The 21,237-nt window shown below is 65.4% G+C and carries 18 protein-coding genes; 3 read left to right on the top strand and 15 right to left on the bottom strand.

The genetic code is table 11. The annotated features are described in order from the left end of the window. Positions 1 to 167: 167 nt before the first annotated feature. A complete protein-coding gene (locus AC2YJX_RS20130) occupies positions 168 to 1,448 on the top strand; it encodes a cyclic di-GMP phosphodiesterase (RefSeq protein ID WP_487257084.1) in 1,281 nt (426 codons plus the stop codon). A 343-nt stretch (positions 1,449 to 1,791) separates the two neighbouring features. On the opposite strand, the gene AC2YJX_RS20135 is transcribed toward AC2YJX_RS20130, so the two are convergent. The 5 genes from AC2YJX_RS20135 to AC2YJX_RS20155 all read right to left on the bottom strand — a co-directional run bounded on the left by AC2YJX_RS20135 (position 1,792) and on the right by AC2YJX_RS20155 (position 7,693). Next, positions 1,792 to 2,283, bottom strand: a complete 492-nt coding sequence (locus tag AC2YJX_RS20135) for a hypothetical protein (protein WP_487257085.1) — start codon at positions 2,281 to 2,283, stop codon at positions 1,792 to 1,794. Positions 2,284 to 2,451: 168 nt separating this feature from the next. Further along, a complete protein-coding gene (locus tag AC2YJX_RS20140) occupies positions 2,452 to 3,129 on the bottom strand; it encodes a YkgJ family cysteine cluster protein (RefSeq protein ID WP_487257086.1) in 678 nt (225 codons plus the stop codon). Between the two features lie 36 nt (positions 3,130 to 3,165). Beyond that, positions 3,166 to 5,469 (bottom strand): ATP-dependent DNA helicase, encoded by a 2,304-nt coding sequence (locus AC2YJX_RS20145; RefSeq protein ID WP_487257087.1) that lies wholly within the window; start codon positions 5,467 to 5,469, stop codon positions 3,166 to 3,168. Then, the gene (locus AC2YJX_RS20150; protein ID WP_487257088.1) at positions 5,466 to 6,359 is read right to left on the bottom strand and encodes a hypothetical protein; all 894 of its coding nucleotides are present in this window, start codon (positions 6,357 to 6,359) and stop codon (positions 5,466 to 5,468) included. Before AC2YJX_RS20150 ends, AC2YJX_RS20145 begins: the two co-directional genes overlap by 4 nt. Positions 6,360 to 6,760: 401 nt before the next feature. Then, complete coding sequence (locus tag AC2YJX_RS20155; protein ID WP_395455093.1) at positions 6,761 to 7,693, bottom strand: LysR family transcriptional regulator; 933 nt, start codon at positions 7,691 to 7,693, stop codon at positions 6,761 to 6,763. Positions 7,694 to 7,776: 83 nt separating this feature from the next. Here AC2YJX_RS20155 and AC2YJX_RS20160 point away from each other — a divergent pair, with 83 nt between their 5' ends. Next, entirely contained in the window at positions 7,777 to 8,520 is a 744-nt protein-coding gene (locus AC2YJX_RS20160) for a sulfite exporter TauE/SafE family protein (RefSeq protein WP_487257089.1), read from the top strand. Between the two features lie 6 nt (positions 8,521 to 8,526). Beyond that, entirely contained in the window at positions 8,527 to 8,718 is a 192-nt protein-coding gene (locus AC2YJX_RS20165) for a hypothetical protein (RefSeq protein WP_487257090.1), read from the top strand. A 209-nt stretch (positions 8,719 to 8,927) separates the two neighbouring features. On the opposite strand, the gene dgoD is transcribed toward AC2YJX_RS20165, so the two are convergent. From dgoD to mmsA, 10 genes are all read right to left on the bottom strand, one after another. Beyond that, a complete protein-coding gene (gene dgoD, locus AC2YJX_RS20170; RefSeq protein ID WP_487257091.1) occupies positions 8,928 to 10,076 on the bottom strand; it encodes a galactonate dehydratase in 1,149 nt (382 codons plus the stop codon). Between the two features lie 57 nt (positions 10,077 to 10,133). Then, the gene (locus AC2YJX_RS20175) at positions 10,134 to 10,793 is read right to left on the bottom strand and encodes a 2-dehydro-3-deoxy-6-phosphogalactonate aldolase (protein ID WP_116749616.1); all 660 of its coding nucleotides are present in this window, start codon (positions 10,791 to 10,793) and stop codon (positions 10,134 to 10,136) included. Then, a complete protein-coding gene (locus AC2YJX_RS20180; protein ID WP_487257092.1) occupies positions 10,790 to 11,839 on the bottom strand; it encodes a 2-dehydro-3-deoxygalactonokinase in 1,050 nt (349 codons plus the stop codon). Before AC2YJX_RS20180 ends, AC2YJX_RS20175 begins: the two co-directional genes overlap by 4 nt. Before the next feature lie 11 nt (positions 11,840 to 11,850). Beyond that, entirely contained in the window at positions 11,851 to 12,789 is a 939-nt protein-coding gene (locus AC2YJX_RS20185; protein ID WP_487257093.1) for a dihydrodipicolinate synthase family protein, read from the bottom strand. A 108-nt stretch (positions 12,790 to 12,897) separates the two neighbouring features. Then, positions 12,898 to 14,631, bottom strand: a complete 1,734-nt coding sequence (locus AC2YJX_RS20190; RefSeq protein ID WP_487257094.1) for an IlvD/Edd family dehydratase — start codon at positions 14,629 to 14,631, stop codon at positions 12,898 to 12,900. Positions 14,632 to 14,665: 34 nt separating this feature from the next. Next, entirely contained in the window at positions 14,666 to 15,703 is a 1,038-nt protein-coding gene (yjfF, locus tag AC2YJX_RS20195) for a galactofuranose ABC transporter, permease protein YjfF (protein ID WP_431152789.1), read from the bottom strand. Continuing rightward, positions 15,700 to 16,752, bottom strand: coding sequence for an ABC transporter permease (locus tag AC2YJX_RS20200; protein ID WP_487257095.1), 1,053 nt, complete (start codon positions 16,750 to 16,752; stop codon positions 15,700 to 15,702). Before AC2YJX_RS20200 ends, yjfF begins: the two co-directional genes overlap by 4 nt. After that, positions 16,745 to 18,295: a sugar ABC transporter ATP-binding protein gene (locus tag AC2YJX_RS20205; protein WP_487257096.1), complete on the bottom strand. Its 1,551-nt coding sequence runs from the start codon at positions 18,293 to 18,295 to the stop codon at positions 16,745 to 16,747. Before AC2YJX_RS20205 ends, AC2YJX_RS20200 begins: the two co-directional genes overlap by 8 nt. Then, the gene (gene mmsB / locus AC2YJX_RS20210; RefSeq protein WP_487257097.1) at positions 18,295 to 19,524 is read right to left on the bottom strand and encodes a multiple monosaccharide ABC transporter permease; all 1,230 of its coding nucleotides are present in this window, start codon (positions 19,522 to 19,524) and stop codon (positions 18,295 to 18,297) included. The genes AC2YJX_RS20205 and mmsB overlap by 1 nt, the downstream gene beginning before the upstream one ends. 59 nt (positions 19,525 to 19,583) lie before the next feature. After that, complete coding sequence (gene mmsA / locus AC2YJX_RS20215) at positions 19,584 to 21,179, bottom strand: multiple monosaccharide ABC transporter ATP-binding protein (RefSeq protein ID WP_487257098.1); 1,596 nt, start codon at positions 21,177 to 21,179, stop codon at positions 19,584 to 19,586. Between the last annotated feature and the right edge of the window lie 58 nt (positions 21,180 to 21,237).

The raw sequence follows: 21,237 nt of genomic DNA on the forward strand, positions 1-21,237 counted from the left end.
GGGCAGCGTTTGCTATCAGGCGTTGGGTAGTTAGCGTAATCAGAAGGATCATGCTCCGTTCAGGCTCGCAGTGGGCGACTTGGTGGCGAATGCCGTTGTGCTGGTGGGTGCCGTGTTTGTCAGTGGATCACTTTTGCTGCCTGCAATTTTGACAAACCGGAAATCCCATGCTCAAGCGCATCAGCACCGAAAATCTCAGGCAGGGCATGTATGTGCATGACTTCTGCGGTTCCTGGATGGATCATCCGTTCTGGCGTGCCAAATTTGTGCTCAAAGATCCCAAGGACCTGGCCCGAATCCAGGCGGCCGCCATTGAAGAGGTGTGGATCGACACCTCCAAGGGGTTGGATGTTGCGGCCGGTGTGCGCTCCGTATCCCGCGCAGAGGCCGACTTCCAAGTGGACACTGATTTCGGCATGCTCGACAGCCTGCCTTCGCTAGTGCTTGACCCTCCTCGAAAGCCGCCACCGGCGCGCCGCGAGCGCGACCGGGCGCCTGCATCCATGCACAGCGAATTGCAGGCAGCGGCTTCGATTTGTGTGGAGTCCAAGCAGGCAGTTGCCTCCATGTTCCGCGAAGCGCGCATGGGCAAGGCCGTGAATTCTGAAAATGCCCGCAGCCTGGTGGAGGAAATATCCGACTCGGTCACGCGCAACCCTGGCGCACTGATCAGCCTGGCGCGGCTCAAGACGGCGGATGACTACACCTACATGCATTCGGTGGCGGTGTGCGCCCTGATGGTGGCGCTTGCCAAGCAAATCAACCTCAATGAAGAGCACACCCGCAGCGCTGGCATGGCGGGGCTGTTGCATGACTTGGGAAAAGCCGCTATTCCACTGGCCGTGCTCAACAAGCCCGGCAAACTCACCGACACCGAGTTCGTCGTTGTACAGAGCCATCCGGTTGAGGGCTACAAGATGCTCAAGGAAGGCGGAAATGTGGAAGATGCGGTGCTGGATGCCTGTCTCCACCACCACGAAAAGATGGACGGTACAGGCTACCCTGACAAGCTGAAGGGCGATGAGATCAGTCTCATTGCTCGCATGACGGCGATTTGCGACGTCTACGACGCCATCACATCCGACCGACCTTACAAGCGAGGATGGGACCCTTCAGAGTCACTGCGCCGCATGGCCGAGTGGACCAAGGGCCACTTCGACCCCCAGCTGTTCCAGGCTTTCGTCAAGAGTATCGGTATCTACCCGGTGGGCTCGCTGGTGCGGCTGACTTCCGGGCGAATTGGCGTGGTGACTGAGCAGGGACGGCAATCGCTGACCACGCCCAAGGTGAATGTCTTCTTTTCGAGCAAGTCGGCTTTGCGCATTCCTCCCGTCATCGTCGATCTGGCCGATCCAGGCTGCACCGAGAAGATCGTGGCGCGCGAAGACCCCGACAAATGGAAATTCCCAGACCTGCACGAAATGTGGTCTGGTACGCCTGCAGTTTGAGGGGCAGCGCGCCCTGGCGCCTGTCTGGGCAAGTCCATCAAGATCGGGCCTTTCGTCCGCGTGTTTGCCGTAGCCCGAGGTGCAAATTCTGTGGTGTTGGGGGGGCTGCAGTGCAATGGTGCGAGCTGGGGCCCAGAGACTTGGCACCTCCTTGCCGACCAAGCGACGCAGGCCATTCGTGGGAGAGAAACCTTCACAGGTCTGCCGTGTGATCCCGGGCCTATAGCGCAGCCCGGCACCACCGGATGAGAAACTTTCGCCCATCAAGAAATCAATCAAATCGGGCTCTGGCGCTTTCTGTGTAAGCGCTAGCAGCTATCAATCTGATACTAATTGCCGCCGATCAACGCGGCAAACACCCCGCAAACCCCTTCGGCCCCGCCGCATCCACATCCGCCAGCGTCAGGGCGTCCAGCCGGTCGTTTTGCCCCGGTATCTTGGTCAGCCGCTGGCCGTTCTGCCAGCGCCATTGTTTGCCATCAAAACTGTAAACGAAGGTGTGGGTGCGGTTGGAGAGCAGGTGCGCCGGGGTTAGGGTGATGGCCTGGGCGGCGGCTTCGGTGGTGGCGGTGGCCTGGGCCTCGTTGTCTTTGATGACGATCTTGCCCACGTAGGGGGTCACGGCTGATTCGGTGCGGGTGACCTCGGGCTGTACCAGGGCGGGGCTGTATCCGGTCTTGATCCATTCGCCGCTGCCCCCGGGGCGCACATGGGGCTCGCGCGCAGCAAGGGCCTGGGTGCACGCTGCTGCCAGCGCGTCAAAACCTGTCTGCGCGGGGCCGCTGGCTTCGGGCTTTTTGCACCCCAGCAGGGGCAGGGTCAGCGTAGCGGCCATTAGAAGGAGAGCAGAGCACAGGGGCGATGGCATGTTCATCAAGGCGATGGGGCGGTGGTGTGGAGGGCACGCGATGTGAAGGGGGGAAAGCTCCCAGCCTCCTCTATCGACGGTGGGGCATTGTGTGCCGCTGCGCAGGGTGGGGCTTGATGGAAGTCATTTCGCCAATCAATTCTGCGCGTCCTTCGGCATCAAAGCGGCTGCATCGCCCTGGTACCAGCGCGCCTGGGCGGTGGGGTCTTTCAGGGCGGCCAGCACGGCGGCGTTCAGCTCGTGGGCTCTGGCGGGCAGGGGCTGGTCGCGGTAGGCCAGGGCGGTGCCTGCCATCAGGGCCTCGGCATCCACCAGCAGGCGCAGGTTTTGGGGGATGGTGGGGGATTGTTCTGCGCAGTGCGGGGCCGACAACGAGTGTGCCTTGCGGCAGGCGGCGGGGCGCACGGGGTAGATGCTGCAGCGCTCATCCACGAGAAAGCTGCAGGCCTGGCGTGCAGGGTTGATGGGGTTGAGCGCGGCGGTGGTCACATGCCGCTGCAGAGCGCTGAGGGCATCGGCCAATGCCTCTGCGGGCTGGGCACGCAGGTGCTGGGCGATGTGGAAGACCTCGGGCTCGGTCGCTTCGACCCGCAGGTGGCAGCAGTGGGCGCAACCGGCCTGGCAGGCGGGCTGGGGGCCGGTGGCGCGGGCCTGCTCGGCCACGGTGTCCAGGCCCCGGTGCAGCTGCGCGATGAAGGCCACGGCGCCATCCGCACCATCGGCGCCCTGGGCCTGCCGCAGCGCCTGCGCTGCCCGCTGCCGCACGCGGGCGATGGATTGCAGGAAGGCGGAGCGCTCGTCGTCGGTCAGCATGGGCGGTTGGGGGGGAAGGTGGCTGTGCCTCGCACCTTAGCGTGTTTGCCACCACGCGGGCAGCAAGCTGCGCACCTGGGCCTGTGCAAAGCGCTCGTCCATCAGGTGCACCACGCCCTCGTCACTGGGCGTTCGGATCACGCGGCCAGCGGCCTGTACGACCTTTTGCAGGCCGGGGTAGAGGTAGGTGTAGTCATAGCCCGCGCCAAACAGTGCCTGCATGCGCTCGCGGATCTGCTCGTTGACGGGGTTGACCTGCGGCAGGCCCAGCGTGGCAACGAACGCGCCAATCAGCCGCTGGCCCGGCAGGTCGATGCCCTCGGCAAACGCGCCGCCCAGCACGGCAAAGGCAATGCCCTGGCTGGTGTCGGTGAAGCGAGCCAGAAACTCGCGCTGCTCGCCTTCGAGCATGCGGCGCGACTGGCACCAGTGCGGCACATCGGGGTGCTGCTGCGCAAACAGCGCGGCGGCCTGCTGCAGGTAGTCATAGCTGCTGAAAAACGCCAGGTAGTTGCCGGGCCGCTCGCGAAACTGCTGCGCCATCAGCGCCGCAATCGGTGCCAGCGATGCCACGCGGTGCGGGTAGCGCGTGGAGATGTGGCGCGCCACCTGCACCTGCAGCTGGTGCGCGGCAAAGGGCGATTCCACATCCACCCATACATGGTCGTCGGGCAGGCCCAGCAGGTCGGCGTAGTAGCGCGCGGGCTGCAGCGTGGCCGAGAACAAGGTGCTGGTGTGTGCAGCTGCAAGGCGGGGTTGCAGAAAGGGCGCGGGTACCACGTTGCGGATGCAAACCACGGAATCGCCAGGTTTGAAGGCCCGCTGGTGGCGGGCGGCAGAAGCCTGGGTGATGTCCACCATCGAATGCGCATCGAGCAGGTCGGCCATGCGCTGCAGGTGCAGGGCGTCGAAATAGAAGGTCTGCAGCGCGCTGTCGGGTTCTGTGGGGTGGTCGGTGAAGTGTTCAGTGAGCGTGGTGGTGCACTGCTGCAGCGCGGCCAGCAGCTTGTCGGGGAAGGTCTCGAGCACCGTGTACGGGGCCGGGTGCGCCTTGTCCAGCGCCACCCAGGCGCGGCGCACCTTGTCCAGCGCCTTCTTCACCGGCGCGTGCTCCGCAGCGGTGGGGCTGCTGCGGGCCTGGGCCAGGGCGGCGGGGTGCAGCTCGGCCGTGAACATCTTGCGGCCGCGCTCCACCAGGTTGTGGGCCTCGTCCACCAGCAGCGCCGTGCGCCACTGGTTGGCCTGGGCCAGGCCGTGCAGCAGGCCGCCCTGGTCAAAGTAGTAGTTGTAGTCGCCCACCACCACATCGGCCCAGCGGGCCAGTTCCTGGCTCAGGTAGTAGGGGCAGACGTCATGCTGCAGGGCCACGTCGCGCACACGGGCTTGTTGCAGGACGGGCGCGGGTTTGTCTGCGCTGGCGGGGGCCACGGCGGCAGCGCGGGCGGCAGGCAGCCGGTCGTAAAAGCCCCGGGCCAGCGGGCAGGATTCGCCGTGGCAGGCCTTGTCGGGGTGTTCGCACGCCTTGTCGCGCGCCACCAGCTCTAGCACACGCAGGGGCAGCGCCGGTGCGCTGTCGGCCAGGCGCGCCAGCGCATCCAGCGCCATCTGCCGCCCCGAGGTTTTGGCGGCCAGAAAGAACACCTTGTCGATGCGCTGCGCAGGCGCAGCCTTGAGCAGTGGGAACAGCGTGCCCATGGTCTTGCCAATGCCCGTGGGCGCCTGGGCCAGCAGGCAGCGGCCCACGACTGCCGTCTTGTACACGGCCTCGGCCAGCGGGCGCTGGCCGGTGCGAAAGTCGCCAAAGGGAAACGCCAACGTGCTCAGTGCCGCATCGCGTGCGGCAAGGTGGGCCACCTGCTGTTCGGCCCAGGCAATGAAGTGCTGGCACTGGGCCTCGAAGTGCTGGCGCAGGTCGTCGGCGTTGCAGCGTTCGGTGAACACCGTCTCCTGCTGCGTGCCCACGTCCAGATACACCAGCGCCACGTCGATGTGCGCCAGCTGCTCCTGCTCGCACAGCAGCCAGCCATACACCTTGGCCTGCGCCCAGTGCAGGTGGCGGTGCGATGCGGGTTGGCGGTCCAGCCGCCCTTTGAAGGTCTTGACCTCGTCGATGCGCTGCTGCGCGGGGTCGTAGCCATCGGCCCGGCCGCGCACGCGCAGGCTTTGGTAACTGCCGCTCAGTGCCACCTCGGCGCGGTAGCCTGCACCCCGGCGCGACGCTGCCACCGCATGACCCGCCATGCCCTCCAGCGCGGTGGGCGCAGGCGTAAAGCGCAGGTCCAGGTCGCCCTGCTTGGCGGTGAACTCGCACAGCTCGCGCACCGCCACGGTGTAGGTCATGGCGGGGTGGTCGGGGTGTCAGTGGCGGGAGGAGCAGGCTCGCCCAAACGGGTCTGAGCCATGTCGTCATCGCTGCGCAGCGGCGTGGCCTTGCACAGCGCCATCCACACAGAGAAGGGCAGGGTGCAGCGGTTGTGCCGCGCGGGGCGCAGCAGCTCAAAGCGCCCGTCCTCCACACTGCCGTGCAATACCCAAATGCCGAAGTGCTCGGGGATCTCTTTGGGCTCGGCAATGCCTGCCGGGAAGACGTAGTAGCACTCCTCGCACAACCACTGATAGGCCTGCCGCTTGGCGTCGTGCCGCAGGTCTGACAGCAGGTCGGCGCGGCTCGCCTTCACCTCATGCACCATGGGCTGCAGGTAGGCGGGCACAGAGGTGTTGCGCACCGAGAAAAGATCAGGCCGGGCCATGCGCCACACGTTGGCGGCGGCGCGGGCAGCGGGGGCGTGGTCATCCTCGGCCCACAGCGGCGCCACGGCGGGCGCGGTGTTGGTGGGTGCATCGGCCGTGGCCGCAGGCAGCAGCACATCCCCCATCGGCACGGTGTCGATCACCGCGCGCAGTGACAGTTCGGTCCATACGATGCGCCCCGAAGCCAGCAACTGCGCTGCAAACTTCTGCCCCAGCCGGTCGTGCAGGCTCAGCGCCCGCACGCCACGCTGGCGGGCCTGCGCCAGGGTGCGGATGCCTTCGTCGGTGAGGCGCAGGGTTTCGCAACCATCGGCCGCAATGTGCAGACTGATGAGGCCCGCAGCCAGCAGGTCAATCTCCAGCCCATCCTTGCACGGCCAGCCTGCCGAGCGCCAGATCTGCATCAGGCGGGTGCGGTGAAAGCGGGTGATCGGGGTGGAGGGCGGGGAGTCCGAATTGGGGGAGGGCAGCGCCGTCATGGTGGGGTGGTAGGGCTGGCGTGGCACTGATTTTAATCACAGTGTCTGGGAGGGACTGTTTTTTGGACAAGGGTAGAACAGGGTTGCAGAGGAGTTGGGGGTGTGATCGGCACCTGGCGCAATATGGGTGGGTGCTAACAGCTATTGAAATGTGAGCATCCCCACGGTGACATTCCGAGGGAGAAGCAATGAGTCCACAGGGGCCTGAATGAGGACGCTCCTGCCCGCCATTGGGCTAACAACCGGAAGTTGTTGTCGCGTGGCCGTCTATGCCGCAGGAAAATTGGAAGCGGTTGCGTGAGGCTGCAACGTAGCGTTTGTGGCCGGTCAGTTTTCTGACGCTGATAGCAGACTCCCGGGCAACTGCAATCCTTATCCCATACCCTACCAACGTCCTCTGCTCACCGGCTCCCAACCTGCGGTCGCGCTGTCAGCAGCGCATTGCCCAGCGCGCTCACGCTGGGCAGTTCGCTGCCTGCCGGGGTCATGCAAACGAGCAGCTTTCTCCGAGACCAAGCATCAGATAGTCCTAGGATCTGGGTGCCTGACTTGGCAAAGCGCGCAGCCGCGCTCTCGGACATGACCGCCACTCCGACGCCTTCGGCTACCAATTGCGCGACAGCGTCAAATCCGCCCAGACGCACCCGATGGCGCGGGACCCGGCCACTGCGACTGGCCTGTGCTGCCAGAAAGCGGCTGAGTCCACTCTCCCGGGCCAAACCTACAAAGGGATGCTCTAGCAATTCGCCATACGCCACGGAACGGCGGCGGCCCAAAGACCAGCGCTTTGGCAAGAGTGCCACCAGACGGTCATCGACCCATGGCTGCACAAGCAGCCCAGAGGTGTCCACGTAATCGGCGACGATGCCCAGATCGGCAGTGCCACGGCGCAATGCCTCTACGACCGCCTCGCTCGAAAGCTCTTGCACGTCCACATCAAGATCAGGGGTCTTCACCAAGAATTGGCCAATCGTGCGCGGAAGGCTCTCGGACATGGCGGCTGTGTTGCACAGCAGCCGAACGGTCCCGCGCAATCCATGACCAAAGCTCGCCATCTCTACATGCAGCGATTCGAGCTCAGCCAGCACGCGGTTGGCATGGCGCAGCAGAGCGCGTCCCGCATCGGTGGGTATTGCGCCCGACTTGGACCGCTCCAACAACCGCGAACCGGTCGCGTCTTCAAGACCCTTGAGGCGAGCGCTGGCCGCAGCCAACGACAGATTCACGGACGAAGCAGCGGCAGTGATGGTTCCATGCTCCATCACGGCGGCAAAGAGGTGCAGGTCAAAAGGATCAACGCGGTAATCCGTGGTGCGGCGCTTAGGGGTACTCATGACCGCCATCCTACGGAATACGCGAAGGATCTGTTCACTGCTATCCGATGGACAGCACTTGGGCCATGCGGACACCATAGGGCATGGACATATTGCAGCTCTTGATGGTGGTCGTTGTTTTCGTTCTGGCCGGTGGTGTGAAGGGCGTCACCGGCATGGGGCTGCCTACAGTGGCCGTGAGCTTGCTCGGGCTGTGGATGCCCCCTGTGCAAGCGGCCGCACTGTTGGTCATACCCTCGCTGGCAACCAATATCGCGCAATGCCGTGGCCCTCACCTGCGCTCACTGGTATCCCGGCTGTGGCCTGGTTGGCTGGCAATCGCGATCGTGACTGTGAGCGCGCCCGGTCTGGGGGACGCCGTTTCCGCACAAACGACCAAGGGCTGGCTGGGCGGGATTCTCATGGCCTATGGCATCTGGGGCTTGTGGCGACCTCAGCTGCCCGATCTTTCACTCACCAGCAAATGGCTCAGCCTGCCGACAGGCGCGGCCACTGGGTTCGTGACGGCACTCACGGCCGTCTTCGTATTGCCCTGGGTTCCCTACTTGCAGACGCTGCGGCTGGGCAAGGACGAGATGGTGCAAGCGCTGGGCCTTTCGTTCACCGTGGCCACTCTGTCGCTCGCCGTGAAAGTGCAGATGTCCGCCCCTTTGGGGTTGATCTCGTCGTCTGTTGCTATTGCAGTCGGTGGAGCATTGATCGGCGCATTGAGCGGGCTCAAGCTTGGTGAGCTGCTACGTAGCCGCCTTGTCGGTCCCGTCTTCCAGAAGGCACTTTTTATGGTGTTCCTCGGATTGGGTGCAGCCAACCTGATCCAGGCACACTGACACAGCATGAGCGGAAAAAAGGAGTTTCTTGAAGCTGCAGCCTTGTTAGAGCGGGCTTACCGGCTGGCACACGTGTTGCAAGGCGAAGGTTTGCTTGAAATCGGAAGCAGACAGTTTGTTGCAGATGAGCTTGTCGAGGTGCTTGACGAAGCTCGTGTGGCGCTTTTTGCAGCCAGTGATTTGCCCAAGTCGCTCTGATTTTTTCTGAGCTGGAATGAGTCCTCCACGTGCAAGCTAGGGTTCGAAAGATGGAACCGCGCGACTGCTCCTGGCCTATTGATCTGGCGCAATCCATTCATGAGCCCCGTTCGAGCCGAGGCTGCCGAAGCCCTGGGCAAGCTGAGGTACAGCGCCATCGATACTCTGAAATAAACCGCGCCGCATCAATAGCAAGGCGCCCAACCCCCTCACCACTCCGCAAAACTTCCATCCCGGTGCCGCCACACCGGGTTCCTCCACCGGTGCCCCTCCTGCGCACGCTCGCGCACATAGTCTTCGTTCACCTCAATCCCTAGCCCCGGCCCGGTGGGGATGGCGACCATCCCGTCCTGGTACGCAAACACCCCTGGGTTGGACACATAGTCCATCAGGTCGTTGGCCTGGTTGTAGTGGATGCCCAGGCTTTGCTCCTGGATGAAGGCGTTGTAGCAAACGGCGTCCAGCTGCAGATTGGCCGCCAGTGCAATCGGGCCCAGCGGGCAGTGCAGGGCCAGGGCCACGTCGTAGGCCTCGGCCATGCTGGCGATCTTGCGGGTTTCGGTGATGCCGCCTGCATGCGAGGGGTCGGGCTGGATGATGTCCGCATAGCCGCCTTGCAGCACGCGCTTGAAGTCCCAGCGCGAGTACAGACGCTCGCCCAGTGCAATGGGGGTGGATGAGATGCGGGCGATCTCCTTCAGCGCCTCTTCATGTTCGCTCAGCACAGGCTCTTCGATGAACATGAGCTTGTAGGGCTCCAGCTCCTTGACAAGCACCTTGGCCATGGGCCGGTGCACGCGGCCGTGAAAGTCCACGCCAATCCCCACATTCGGCCCCACGGCCTCGCGCACGGCGGCCACGTTTTGCAGGCAGCGCTCCACCTTGTCGTAGCTGTCCACGTACTGCAGTTCTTCGGTGCCGTTCATCTTGACGGCCGTGAAGCCGCGCGCCACGGCGGCCTTGGCGGCGGCGGCTGTCTCGCTGGGGCGGTCTCCGCCGATCCAGCTGTAGACCTTGATGTGGCTGCGCACATTGCCCCCCAGCAGCTCGGACACGGGTACGCCCAGCGCCTTGCCCTTGATGTCCCACAGCGCCTGGTCGATGCCGGCCAGCGCGCTCATGTGCACGCCACCGCCCCGGTAAAAGCCGCCCCGGTACAGCACGGTCCAATGGTCTTCGATGTGGCGTGGGTCTTTGCCAACGAGGTAGTCGGCCAGCTCATCCACCGCAGCCGCCACGGTGTGTGCGCGGCCCTCCAGCACGGGCTCGCCCCAGCCGGTGATGCCTTCGTCGGTTTCGATTTTGAGGAAGCACCAGCGTGGCGGGACGATGAACGTGGTGAGTCGGGTGATCTTCATGGGGGCTGGGCAGTCGGTTCAGAAATGCTGGGTTGTCTGGAACGAGTAGGGGGCGGTTCAGGCCGTGGCGGGCGCGGTGCCAAAGGACGCCTGCCACGCCCGCGCAAACGCTGCGGCTTTGTGCGCCACCTCGGGGGCCTGGTCACCGGGCCGGTACAAGGCCGAGCCCAGGCCAAAGCCGCTGGCGCCTGCTGCGGCATAGGGCGCAATGCTCTCGGGCACGATGCCGCCCACGGGCACCAGCGCCATGGGCGGCGTGATGACGGCGCGCCAGGCCTTGAGCACATGGGGCGGCAGCGCCTCGGCCGGGAACAGCTTGAGCATGTTGGCGCCCGCTGCCAGCGCGGCATAGGCCTCGGTCAGCGTGGCCACGCCGGGCGCGCAGGCCATGCCGGCAGCGCGGGCGGCCCGGATCACATCGGGATCGCTGTGGGGCATGACGATGATCTGCCCACCGGCTGCGGCCACATCGGCAACGGCATCGATGGAGAGCACCGTGCCTGCGCCCACGAGGCAGTCGGCAGGCAGTGCATCGCGCAGCGCGCGGATGCTGGCCAGCGGCTCGGGCGAGTTGAGCGGCACTTCGATGATGCGGAACCCTGCGTCGTACAGCGCGTGGCCGATGGCCACCACCTCATGCGGCTGCACGCCGCGCAGGATGGCGATGAGCCCGCAGCGCTGCAGGATGTGGAACAGGGCTTTGTCGATGGGGTTCATGCGGCCAGACTCCCGGCGGTGAAGGGGTGTGAGGAGGAGGGTGCTGGCGCAACGACCAGCCCTGCCGCCAGCGCGATCTGCCACAGCCCGGTGGCCGTGGCTTGCGTGGCGATGGTGGGGGCGGCAAAGCCGTAGGTCTGCAGCGCGATGGCGTAGCGGCGGCACAGGTCGGGCTCACCGCACAGCACCAGCGTTCGTGGTGTTGTTGGGGTTTGATCCTGTGCGCGGCTCAGGCTCGCCACCTCGTGCCCGATCAGCAGGCCCGAGAGGTAGTCCGCTTGCGCGGTAGGCGCCAGCGCTCCCGTCAGCCCCAGCGTGCGGGTGCTGAAGATGTGCGAGAGCAGTCCCAGCGCGGCATCGCTGCCCCGCGCAACCTCCAGCCCGCGCGCAAAGGCGCCGTCGTCGGGGGCCGCTGCAGCCTGCATGGTCTTGCCCAGAATGGTGTGGCCGCGCAGTGCGGCAAACACCTCGCCGGTCATGAAGGTGTGGAACTGTTCGATGCGGCCCCTGCGTGCCAGCACCCATTTGCTGTGCGTGCCGGGCAGGCCGATGAGCACGGGCGCATCCGCAGGCAGTGCAAGGCCTGCCAGCACGCCCAGCACCTGGGTTTCTTCGCCGCGCATCACGTTGGGCAGTGCGCCCTGCTGCAACAGGCCCGGCACGATGTGCAGCGGCGGGCCGTCGCGCCGCTCCACCAGCGTCAGGCCCCGCGCCAGTGCATCGAGCGAGGTGGGCGTCGGCAGGTATTTGGCCTCGCGCCAGCCCTGGGCGCTGCCCACCATGCCGCAGGCCAGCAGGGGCAGGCCAGGTGTGGCGGCCAGCCAGTCACCGCAGGTGTCTTGCAGTGCGCGTTCAAATGCGGCGCTGGGTTCGCCGTCTGCCACGCTCGCGGTGGCGGGGGGCAGGTTCATGATGCCCCAGGGGCGGTGCCGCGTGTCCAGCACCTCGCCATGCGCGCCCATGCGGAAGGCGCGCAATGCGCTGGTGCCCCAGTCCAGGGCGATCAGGCCCGCCTCGGCGGGCACCAGATAACGTGCAGGCACCATGGGTGTCCTGCTTAACGTGCCCAGCGCAGAACGAGCGGGTCCAGCCGCCGCGCGATATCGATCAGGCCGCGCCGCACTTCGGGGTGCATGGCCGGGAAGGGGTGGCGGCCTGCCTCGCAGGCGATCACGCCGCCTTCCTTCATCAGTGCCTTGGCCGTGAGGATGCCGCCCTGGCGGTTTTCGTGGTTGATGAGGGGCAACCAGCGCTGGTAGAGCGCAAACGCCTGGTCCATGTCACCTTGGCGGTGGGCTTCGATGATGGGGCGAATGCCGTCGGGGAACGCACCGCCCGTCATCGCGCCCGTGGCGCCCGCATCCAGGTCGGCCAGCAGGGTGATGGCTTCTTCGCCGTCCCACGGGCCTTCAATCGCATCGCCGCCCAGGCGGATCAGCTCGCGCAGTTTGCTGGCGGCGCCGGGCACTTCGATCTTGAAGTAGGCCAGGTTCTCGATCTCTTGCGCCATGCGGGCCAGGAAGGGGGCCGACAGCACGGTGCCGCTGGCGGGTGCGTCCTGCACCATGATCGGGATGCGGATCGCATCCGACACACGGGCATAGAACTCGTAGATCTGCGCCTCGGGCACGCGGAAGGTGGCACCGTGATACGGCGGCATGACCATCACCATGGCGGCGCCCATGTCCTGCGCGGCGCGGCTGCGCTCGGCGCACACGCGGGTGCCGTAGTGGGTGGTGGTGACGATGACCGGCACGCGGCCCGCCACGTGCTCCAGCGATGTGCGGGTGAGGACTTCGCGCTCGGCGTCCGACAGCGAGAACTGCTCGGAGAAGTTGGCCAGGATGCAGACGCCATCCACGCCCGCATCGATCATGAAGTCAAGGCAGCGCTTCTGACTCTCGAGGTCGAGCGTGCCGTCTTCGAGGAAGGTGGTGGGCACCACGGGGAAGATGCCTCGGTAGCGAGGGTTCTGAAGGGTGTGGATGGCTGGCATGCGGAGGAAATGTGGAAATTTGAGTGAAATGCGGCTCTAGCGCTTATCCATAAAGCGCTAAGAGCTATGAAATATGTAGCATTCTCCATGGCGGGTGGGCCGTCGGCATCAGTGAGAGTGGCGAGGGACGGCGGCGCCACGGCAACCCACCAGAAAGTCAAAGTCACAGCCATCGTCCGCCTGCAGTACGTGGTCCACATACAAGCGCTGGTAGCCGCCGCGTCCGCCGTTGTCCGTGCCAGCCAATGCGGCCAGGCGTGCTGCTAGTTCCTCGTCGCTGATGTCCAGATGCAGGCGGCCGTTCTCGCAGTCCAGCTCAATGAAGTCGCCATCGCGCACGGCAGCCAGCGGGCCACCGGCTGCCGCCTCGGGCGCCACGTGCAGCACCACGGTGCCGTAGGCGGTGCCGCTCATGCGGGCGTCGGAGATGCGCACCATGTCCTTCACGCCCTGGCGCAGCAGCTTCGGGGGCAGGCCCATGTTGCCCACCTCGGCCATGCCGGGGTAGCCCTTGGGGCCGCAGTTCTTGAGCACCATCACGCAGCTCGCGTCGATGTCCAGGTTTTCATCGACGATGCGCTCCTTGTAGTGCTCCAGGTTCTCGAACACCACGGCGCGGCCCCGGTGCTTGAGCAGTTCGGGCGAGGCGGCGGAGGGCTTGAGCACCGCGCCACGCGGCGCCAGGTTGCCGCGCAGGATGCAGATGCCGCCGTCGGCAATCAGCGGGTTGCTGATCGGGCGGATCACCTCGTCGTTGTATTGGGGCGCTTCGCGCACGTTGTCCCACAGGCTCTTGCCGTTGACGGTGAGGGCGTTGGGGTGGGGCAGCAGGCCGTTCTCGCCCAGGCGGCGCAGCACGGCGGGCAGGCCGCCCGCGTAGTAGAACTCTTCCATCAGGAAGCGGCCCGAGGGCTGCAGGTCCACCAGCGTGGGCGTGCCACGGCCGATGCGCGTCCAGTCCTCCAGGTCCAGCTGCACGCCCATGCGGCCCGCGATGGCTTTCAAATGAATGACAGCGTTGGTCGAGCCGCCGATGGCGGCGTTGGTTCGGATGGCGTTCTCGAAGGCTTCGCGCGTCAGGATCTTGGAGAGCGTGAGCCCTTCGTGCGCCATCTCCACAATGCGCTTGCCGGACATGTGGGCCAGCACATAGCGGCGCGAGTCCACCGCCGGGATGGCTGCGTTGTGTGGCAGGGATGTGCCCAGCGACTCGGCCATGCAGGCCATGGTGCTGGCCGTGCCCATGGTGTTGCAGGTGCCGGCAGAGCGGGACATGCCAGCCTCGGCCGCGAAGAACTGGTGTTCGTTGATCTCGCCGGCCTTCAGTGACTCGTGCAGGCGCCACACGGCCGTGCCCGAGCCGATGTCCTTGCCGTCGAGCTTGCCGTTGAGCATGGGCCCGCCCGTGACCACGATGGCCGGCACGTCGCAACTGGCTGCGCCCATCAGCAGCGCAGGCGTGGTCTTGTCGCAGCCCACCAGCAGCACGACCGCGTCGATGGGGTTGCCGCGAATGGCCTCTTCCACGTCCATGCTGGCCAGGTTGCGCGTGAGCATGGCCGTGGGGCGCAGGTTGGATTCGCCGTTGGAGAACACCGGGAATTCGACGGGGAAGCCACCCGCCTCGTAGATGCCGCGCTTCACATGCTCGGCGATCTTGCGAAAGTGGGCGTTGCACGGGGTCAGCTCGGACCAGGTGTTGCAGATGCCGATCACGGGGCGGCCGTCGAACGCGTGGTCGGGGATGCCCTGGTTCTTCATCCAGCTGCGGTACATAAAGCCGTTCTTGTCGGCCGTGCCGAACCATTCGGCGGAGCGGAGTTTGCGCTTGGGGGTGGTCATGGTGGGGTGCGAGAGAAAGAGGAGAAATGAAGAGTCAACGGGCCTTGCCCGAGCGGCGCGAAAGCAGCCGCTGCAGCAGACAGAAAGCGAACAGCAGCACACCAACGACGATGCGTGTCCACCAGGAGCTGAGCGTGCCGTCGAAGGAAATCAGGGTCTGGATGATTCCGAGCATGAGCACGCCAAACAGCGTGCCCGCCACATAGCCCACGCCGCCCGTGAGCAGCGTGCCGCCAATGACCACGGCGGCAATTGCGTCCAGTTCCATGCCCACGGCATGCAGGCCGTAGCCCGACAGCATGTAGAACGTGAACACCACGCCCGCCAGCGCCGAGCAAAAGCCCGAGAGCGTGTACACACCGATCAGCGTGCGGCGCACCGGCAGGCCCATGAGCACGGCCGAGTGCTCGCTGCCGCCCACCGCATACACGCTGCGGCCAAACGGCGTGCAATGCGCCACAAACAGGGCCACCAGCAGCACGGCGATGGCGATGAGCGCGCCCAGCGAGAGCGATGCGCCTTCCCACAGCGGAAGTCGCCACTGGGCCAGCTCCGAATAGCCCTCGTGCGTGATGCTGATCGAGTCGATGCTGATCAGGTAGCACAGCCCCCGCGCCAGGAACATGCCTGCCAGCGTGACGATGAAGGGCTGCAGCCGAAAGCGCTCGATGAGGAAACCCATGAACGCGCCAAATGCCGTGCCCATCAGCAGCACCAGCGGGATGGCGACCATGGGATTCCAGCCCCGGTGCTCGACCAGCGCGGCCAGCACCATGGTGGTTAGTGCCACCACCGAGCCCACCGAGAGGTCGATGCCGCCCGACAGGATCACGAACGTCATGCCCACCGCCACGATGATGAGGAAGGCGTTGTCGATCAGCAGGTTGAGGAAAACCTGGGCCGAGAAGAAGCCGGTGTACAGCACCGAACCCAGCGTGGCCATGGCCACGAACAGCGAGATGGTGGCTGCCAGCGGCAGGTACTTGGGGTTGAACCGCGCGCGCGCGGCGGTGGCCTGTGGGACAGGGTGGTTCACGGTGCCGAAGCCTGCGGTCTTGGGTACGGCGCTCATGGCAAAGCTCCCGCGCCGGGGCGGCGTGCCAGGGCGCCCACTTGCGCCCGGAACTCGGGCGACTGCAGCAGCATCACGATGAACACCACCACGGCCTTCACCACCAGGTTGATCTCGGGCGGCACGCCCAGCGAATAGATGGCGTAGGTCAGCGTCTGGATGATGAGTGCGCCAATCACGCTGCCCACCAGGCTGAAGCGGCCGCCCGTGAGGGCGGTGCCACCCAGCGTGACGGCCAGGATGGCGTCCAGCTCCAGCAGCTGCCCGGCGTTGTTGCCGTCTGCACTCTTTACGTTGGAGCTGATAAGCAGCCCCGCAATGCCCGCGCACACTCCGCAGAACACATAGGCCGCCACGATAAGCCGCCCCGCCTGCACGCCCGCCACCCGCGCCGCTGTGGGGTTGATGCCCACTGCCTGGATGAACAGGCCCAGCGCTGTGCGCGTGATCGCGAGGTACAGCACCACGAAGACAGCGGCCACTACGAACACAGAGAACGGCAGCCCTGCCAGGTACCCACCGCCCATGAAGAAGTAGGGCGTGTAGTAGATGGTGATGATCTGCCCGTCGGTGATGAGCTGGGCAATGCCCCGGCCTGCCACCATGAGGATCAGCGTGGCGATGATGGGCTGCATGCCCACCTTGGCGACGAGCACGCCGTTCCACAAGCCGCACAGCAGTGCCACGCCGATGGCGCTCAGGATGGCGACGGGCAGTGGAAACCGGCTCTCGGTGCCCGACACCGAGCCGCCGATCAGCCACGCTGCCACGGCCGCTGCAATGGCCACCGTCGCGCCCACCGAAATATCGATGCCGCGCGTTGCGATCACCAGCGTCATGCCCAGCGAAACCAGCACTAGCGGTGCGGCGCGGTTCAGTATGTCGATGAGGCTGCCGTACAGGTGCCCATCGCGCCATTCGATGTGCAGAAAACTGGCGTTGAAAGCCGTATTGATGGCCAGTAGGAGCAGCAACGTGACGGCGGGCCACGCCAAGCGGTGTCGCATCAGCGCGGCAAAAAGGGAAGGAGAGGGGGGACGTTCAAGCATGTTCTGCGGCGATGAGTTCGTAGACGGCGTCTTCGCTGCTGCCCGCAGGCAGCTCACCCACCTTGCGGCGGTCGCGGAGCACCACGATGCGGTGCGCCACGCGCACCACCTCGCTCATTTCGGAAGAGATGAACAGCACGGCCATGCCGGCCTGCGCCAGCTGCAGGATCTGCTCCATGATTTCCTGCTTGGCTGCCACATCGATGCCGCGCGTGGGTTCGTCCAAGATGAGCAGGCGCGGTTCGATGGCCATCCAGCGCGCGAGGATCGCTTTTTGCTGGTTGCCGCCCGAGAGCAGGCCGATGGGCTTGTCCACACTCTCGGTCTTGATGCCCAGCAGCTTCACATAGCGCTCGGCCAGCGCCGTTTGCTCTGCGCGCGAGAGGAACTTGCCCACGCCCATGCGGGCCTGCAGCGCCAGCGCAATGTTCTCGCGCACCGACAGCTCGGCCACGATGCCGTCGGTCTTGCGCTCTTCGGGGCACAGGGCGAGGCCATGGCGGATGGCGTCCATGGGGTTGGCAAACTTCACCACCTGCCCGTCGATGCGCAGTGCGCCCCGGTCGGGCTGCTCCAGGCCGAACAGCAGGCGCGCCAGCTCGGTGCGGCCCGAGCCCAGCAGTCCCGCCAAGCCCACCACCTCGCCCGCACGGATCTGCAGGTCCAGTGGCTGCAGTTGCGTGTCTTGCCCCAGGCCTTCGGTTTGCAGCAGCGTGGTCTGGCTGGTGTCGAACACGGGCGACACCGCTGGCTCGGTCGATACGGCGGCCAGGTCGCGCCCCAGCATGGCTGCGATCAAAGCCTGCGGACCCAGGTCTTGCGCGCTCCACTCGCCCACCCAGCTGCCGTTGCGCAGCACGGTGATGCGGTCGGACACGGCATACACCTGGTTCAGGAAATGCGTCACAAAGACGATGGACAGCCCCTCGCTGCGCAGGCGCCGCAGCACCTCGAAGAGCTTTTGCACCTCGTCGTCGTCCAGGCTGGAGGTGGGCTCATCCAGAATCAGCACGCGCGACTCGATGCTGAGTGCGCGCGCAATCGCCACCAGCTGCTGCACGGCCACGGGGTAGTCCGACAGCAGGCGCGTCACGTCGATCTGCAGTCCGATGCGCGCCACCAGATCACGGGCGCGCAGGTGCAGCGTGGCCCAGTCGATGCGAAAGCCCTGCGCAATGCCGCAGCGCGGATAGCGGCCCGCAAAGATGTTCTCGGCCACCGAGAGGTTGGGGCAGAGGTTGACCTCTTGGTACACGGTGCTGATGCCCAGGCGCTGCGCGGCCAGAGGCGAATCGGGCCACACGGCTTCTCCGCCCAGCCGCATCTGCCCGCCGCTGGCCTCCAGCACGCCCGTCAGCACCTTGATCAGTGTGGACTTGCCAGCACCGTTTTGCCCCATCAGCGCATGGATCTCGCCAGGGTAGAGGTTGAGCTGCACATCGCGCAGCACGGTGATGCCCGCAAACTGCTTGTGGATGCCCGAAAGCTGCAGCACCGGCGCGGCAGCGGGGGCGTGAGCGGTGGACGCGTCCATGGGGGTCATCACGCTTTGTTCTTGTTGTAGACATCCACGAGCACGGCTGCGAGCAGCACCACGCCCTTGATGACCTGCTGGTAGTCGATGCCGATGCCCAGGATGGACATGCCGTTGTTCATCACGCCCATCACAAAGGCGCCGATGACCGCGCCCATCACCTTGCCCACGCCGCCCGATGCCGATGCGCCGCCGATGAAGCACGCCGCAATCACGTCCAGCTCAAAACCCAGGCCCGCCTTGGGCGTGGCGGTGTTCAGCCGCGCCGCAAACACCAGCCCGGCCAGGGCCGCCAGCACGCCCATGTTGATGAAGGCGTAGAGCGTGAGCCGCTCCGTCTTGATGCCAGAAAGCTTGGCCGCCTTCTCGTTGCCGCCCATGGCATAGATGCGGCGGCCGATGGTGGTGCGGCTGGTGACAAAGTCGAACAGCACGATCAGCAGCGCCATCACGATGAGCACGTTGGGCAGGCCCTTGTACGAAGCGAGCAGGTAGCTGAAGTACACCAGCAGCCCGCCAAAAACGATGGTGCGGGCGATGAAAAGACCCGCAGGCTCTGTCTGCACGCCATGGCGCAGCCGGTTGGTGCGCTGGCGCAGTCCGCCCACGGCCAGAGCCGCAGCCACCGCAGCGCCCAGCAGCAGCGAGGTCAGGCGCAGCCCCTCCACGCTGAACAGGTCGGGGATGAAGCCCGAGCTGAGCATCTGGAACGCCGAGGGGAATGGCCCCACCGACTGCCCCGCCAGCAGCGCCAGCGCCAGGCCCTTGAACACCAGCATGCCCGCCAGCGTGACGATGAACGACGGAATGCGCGAGAACGCCACAAAGCTGCCCTGCACCGCACCAATGAGCCCGCCGCAGAGCAGGCACACCAGCGTGGCGGGCACAAAGTGCCAGTTGTATTCGACCATCAACACCGCAGCCAGCGCGCCGATGAAGCCACACACCGAACCCACCGACAGGTCGATGTGCCCGGCCACGATGACCAGCAGCATGCCCAGCGCCATGATGACGATGTAGCTGTTCTGCAGCACCAGGTTGGTGAGGTTCAAGGGCTGCATCAGCGTGCCCTCGGTCATGTACTGGAAGAAGCCCATGATGGCCACCAGCGTGATTAACATGCCGTATTCGCGCAGGTTGTGCTGGAGGTGCTGCAACAGCGATTTGTCGTGCCGCGCCGCTGCTGTCGGGCTGCCGTCGGCCAGCGTGCTGGCGGGGGGATGGGTGGTCTGGCTCATTTCGGTCATCAATTCAATGCGTTGTGCGGTTCATCAGGCGCTGAAAAGGGGCGATGCAGCTATGCGCGGCTGCCGTGCAAGGGCCGCCCCGCCGCACTGGCGGCGTCCCCCTTGGGGGGGATGGCGCGAAGCGCCTCAGGGGGGGCACTCACGATGGCTCGCATGATCTTTTCTTGCGAGGCGTCTGAAGTTGGCATCTCGGCCACAAAGCGGCCTTCGTTCATCACATAGATGCGGTCCGTGATGCCCAGCAGCTCAGGCATTTCGGAGGAGATCACGATCACGCATTTGCCCTCGGCCGCCAGCTGGGCGATGAGGGTGTAGATCTCGTACTTGGCGCCCACGTCGATGCCGCGCGTGGGCTCGTCGAGGATGAGCACTTCGGGGCTGGTGAACAGCCATTTGCTCAGCACCACTTTTTGCTGGTTGCCGCCCGAGAGGTTCAGCGTCTTCTGGTCCACGCCCGAGCAGCGGATGCGCAGCTTCTCGCGGTAGTCCTGCGCCACGCGGTGTTCCTGCCCGCTGTCGATCACGCTGGCGAACGACACGCCCGGCAGGTTGGCCAGCGAGGTGTTGAACTGGATGTCTTCGTTCAGCACCAGGCCATTGCCCTTGCGGTCTTCGGTCACATAGGCCAGGCCGTGGCGCACGGCCTTTTCCACCGTGCTCACGTCGATGGGTTGGCCGTGCAGCCGCACTTCGCCGCTGATGCGCTGGCCCCACGAGCGGCCGAAGATGCTCATGGCCAGCTCGGTGCGGCCTGCGCCCATCAGGCCTGCAATGCCCACAATCTCGCCGCGCCGCACATTCAGGTCGATGCCCTTGAGGTGCTCGCGGTCGTTGCGCTGCGGGTGGTGGGCGCGCCAGTTGCGCACCTCAAAAACAATGTCGCCCACTTGTGGCTGGCGCTGGGGGTAGCGGTCGCTCATCTCGCGGCCCACCATGGCCTGGATCACGCGGTCTTCGCTCACCGCGCCTTCGCGGCAGTCCAGCATCTGCACGGTGCTGCCGTCGCGCAGCACGGTGATGGCATCGGCCACGCGCGAGATCTCGTTGAGCTTGTGCGAGATCAGGATGCAGGTGATGCCCTGGGCTTTCAGCTCCAGCAGCAGGTCCAGCAGGGCCTGGCTGTCGTTTTCGTTCAGGCTGGCGGTGGGCTCGTCCAGGATCAGCAGGCGCACCTTGCGCGACAGCGCCTTGGCAATTTCCACCAGCTGCTGCTTGCCCACACCCAGCTGGCCCACCGGTGTGTCGGGCGACTCGCGCAGGCCCACCTTGTGCAGCAGCGCCTGGGCGCGGCTGTGTGCGGCCATCCAGTCGATGACGCCGTGCCGCGCGGTTTCGTTGCCGAGGAAGATGTTCTCGGCAATCGACAGCAGTGGCACCAGCGCCAACTCCTGGTGAATGATGATGATGCCCAGGTGCTCGCTGTCGCGGATGCCTGCAAACTCGCGCTCCTGCCCGTCGAACAGGATCTGGCCGCTGTAGCTGCCGTGTGGGTACACACCCGACAGCACTTTCATCAGCGTGGATTTGCCCGCCCCGTTTTCGCCGACGATGGCGTGGATCTCCCCAGCCTGCACCTGCAGGTTGACCTGATTCAGCGCCACCACGCCGGGAAAGGTTTTGCGGATGTTCCGCATTTCAAGAAGCATGGTCTCTCAGTCTGTTGGTAGGGCCTCTGGCCCCATCCCGGTTGCAGGCCGCCTGCGC

It is taken from the genome of Acidovorax sp. SRI_002 (assembly GCF_057586455.1).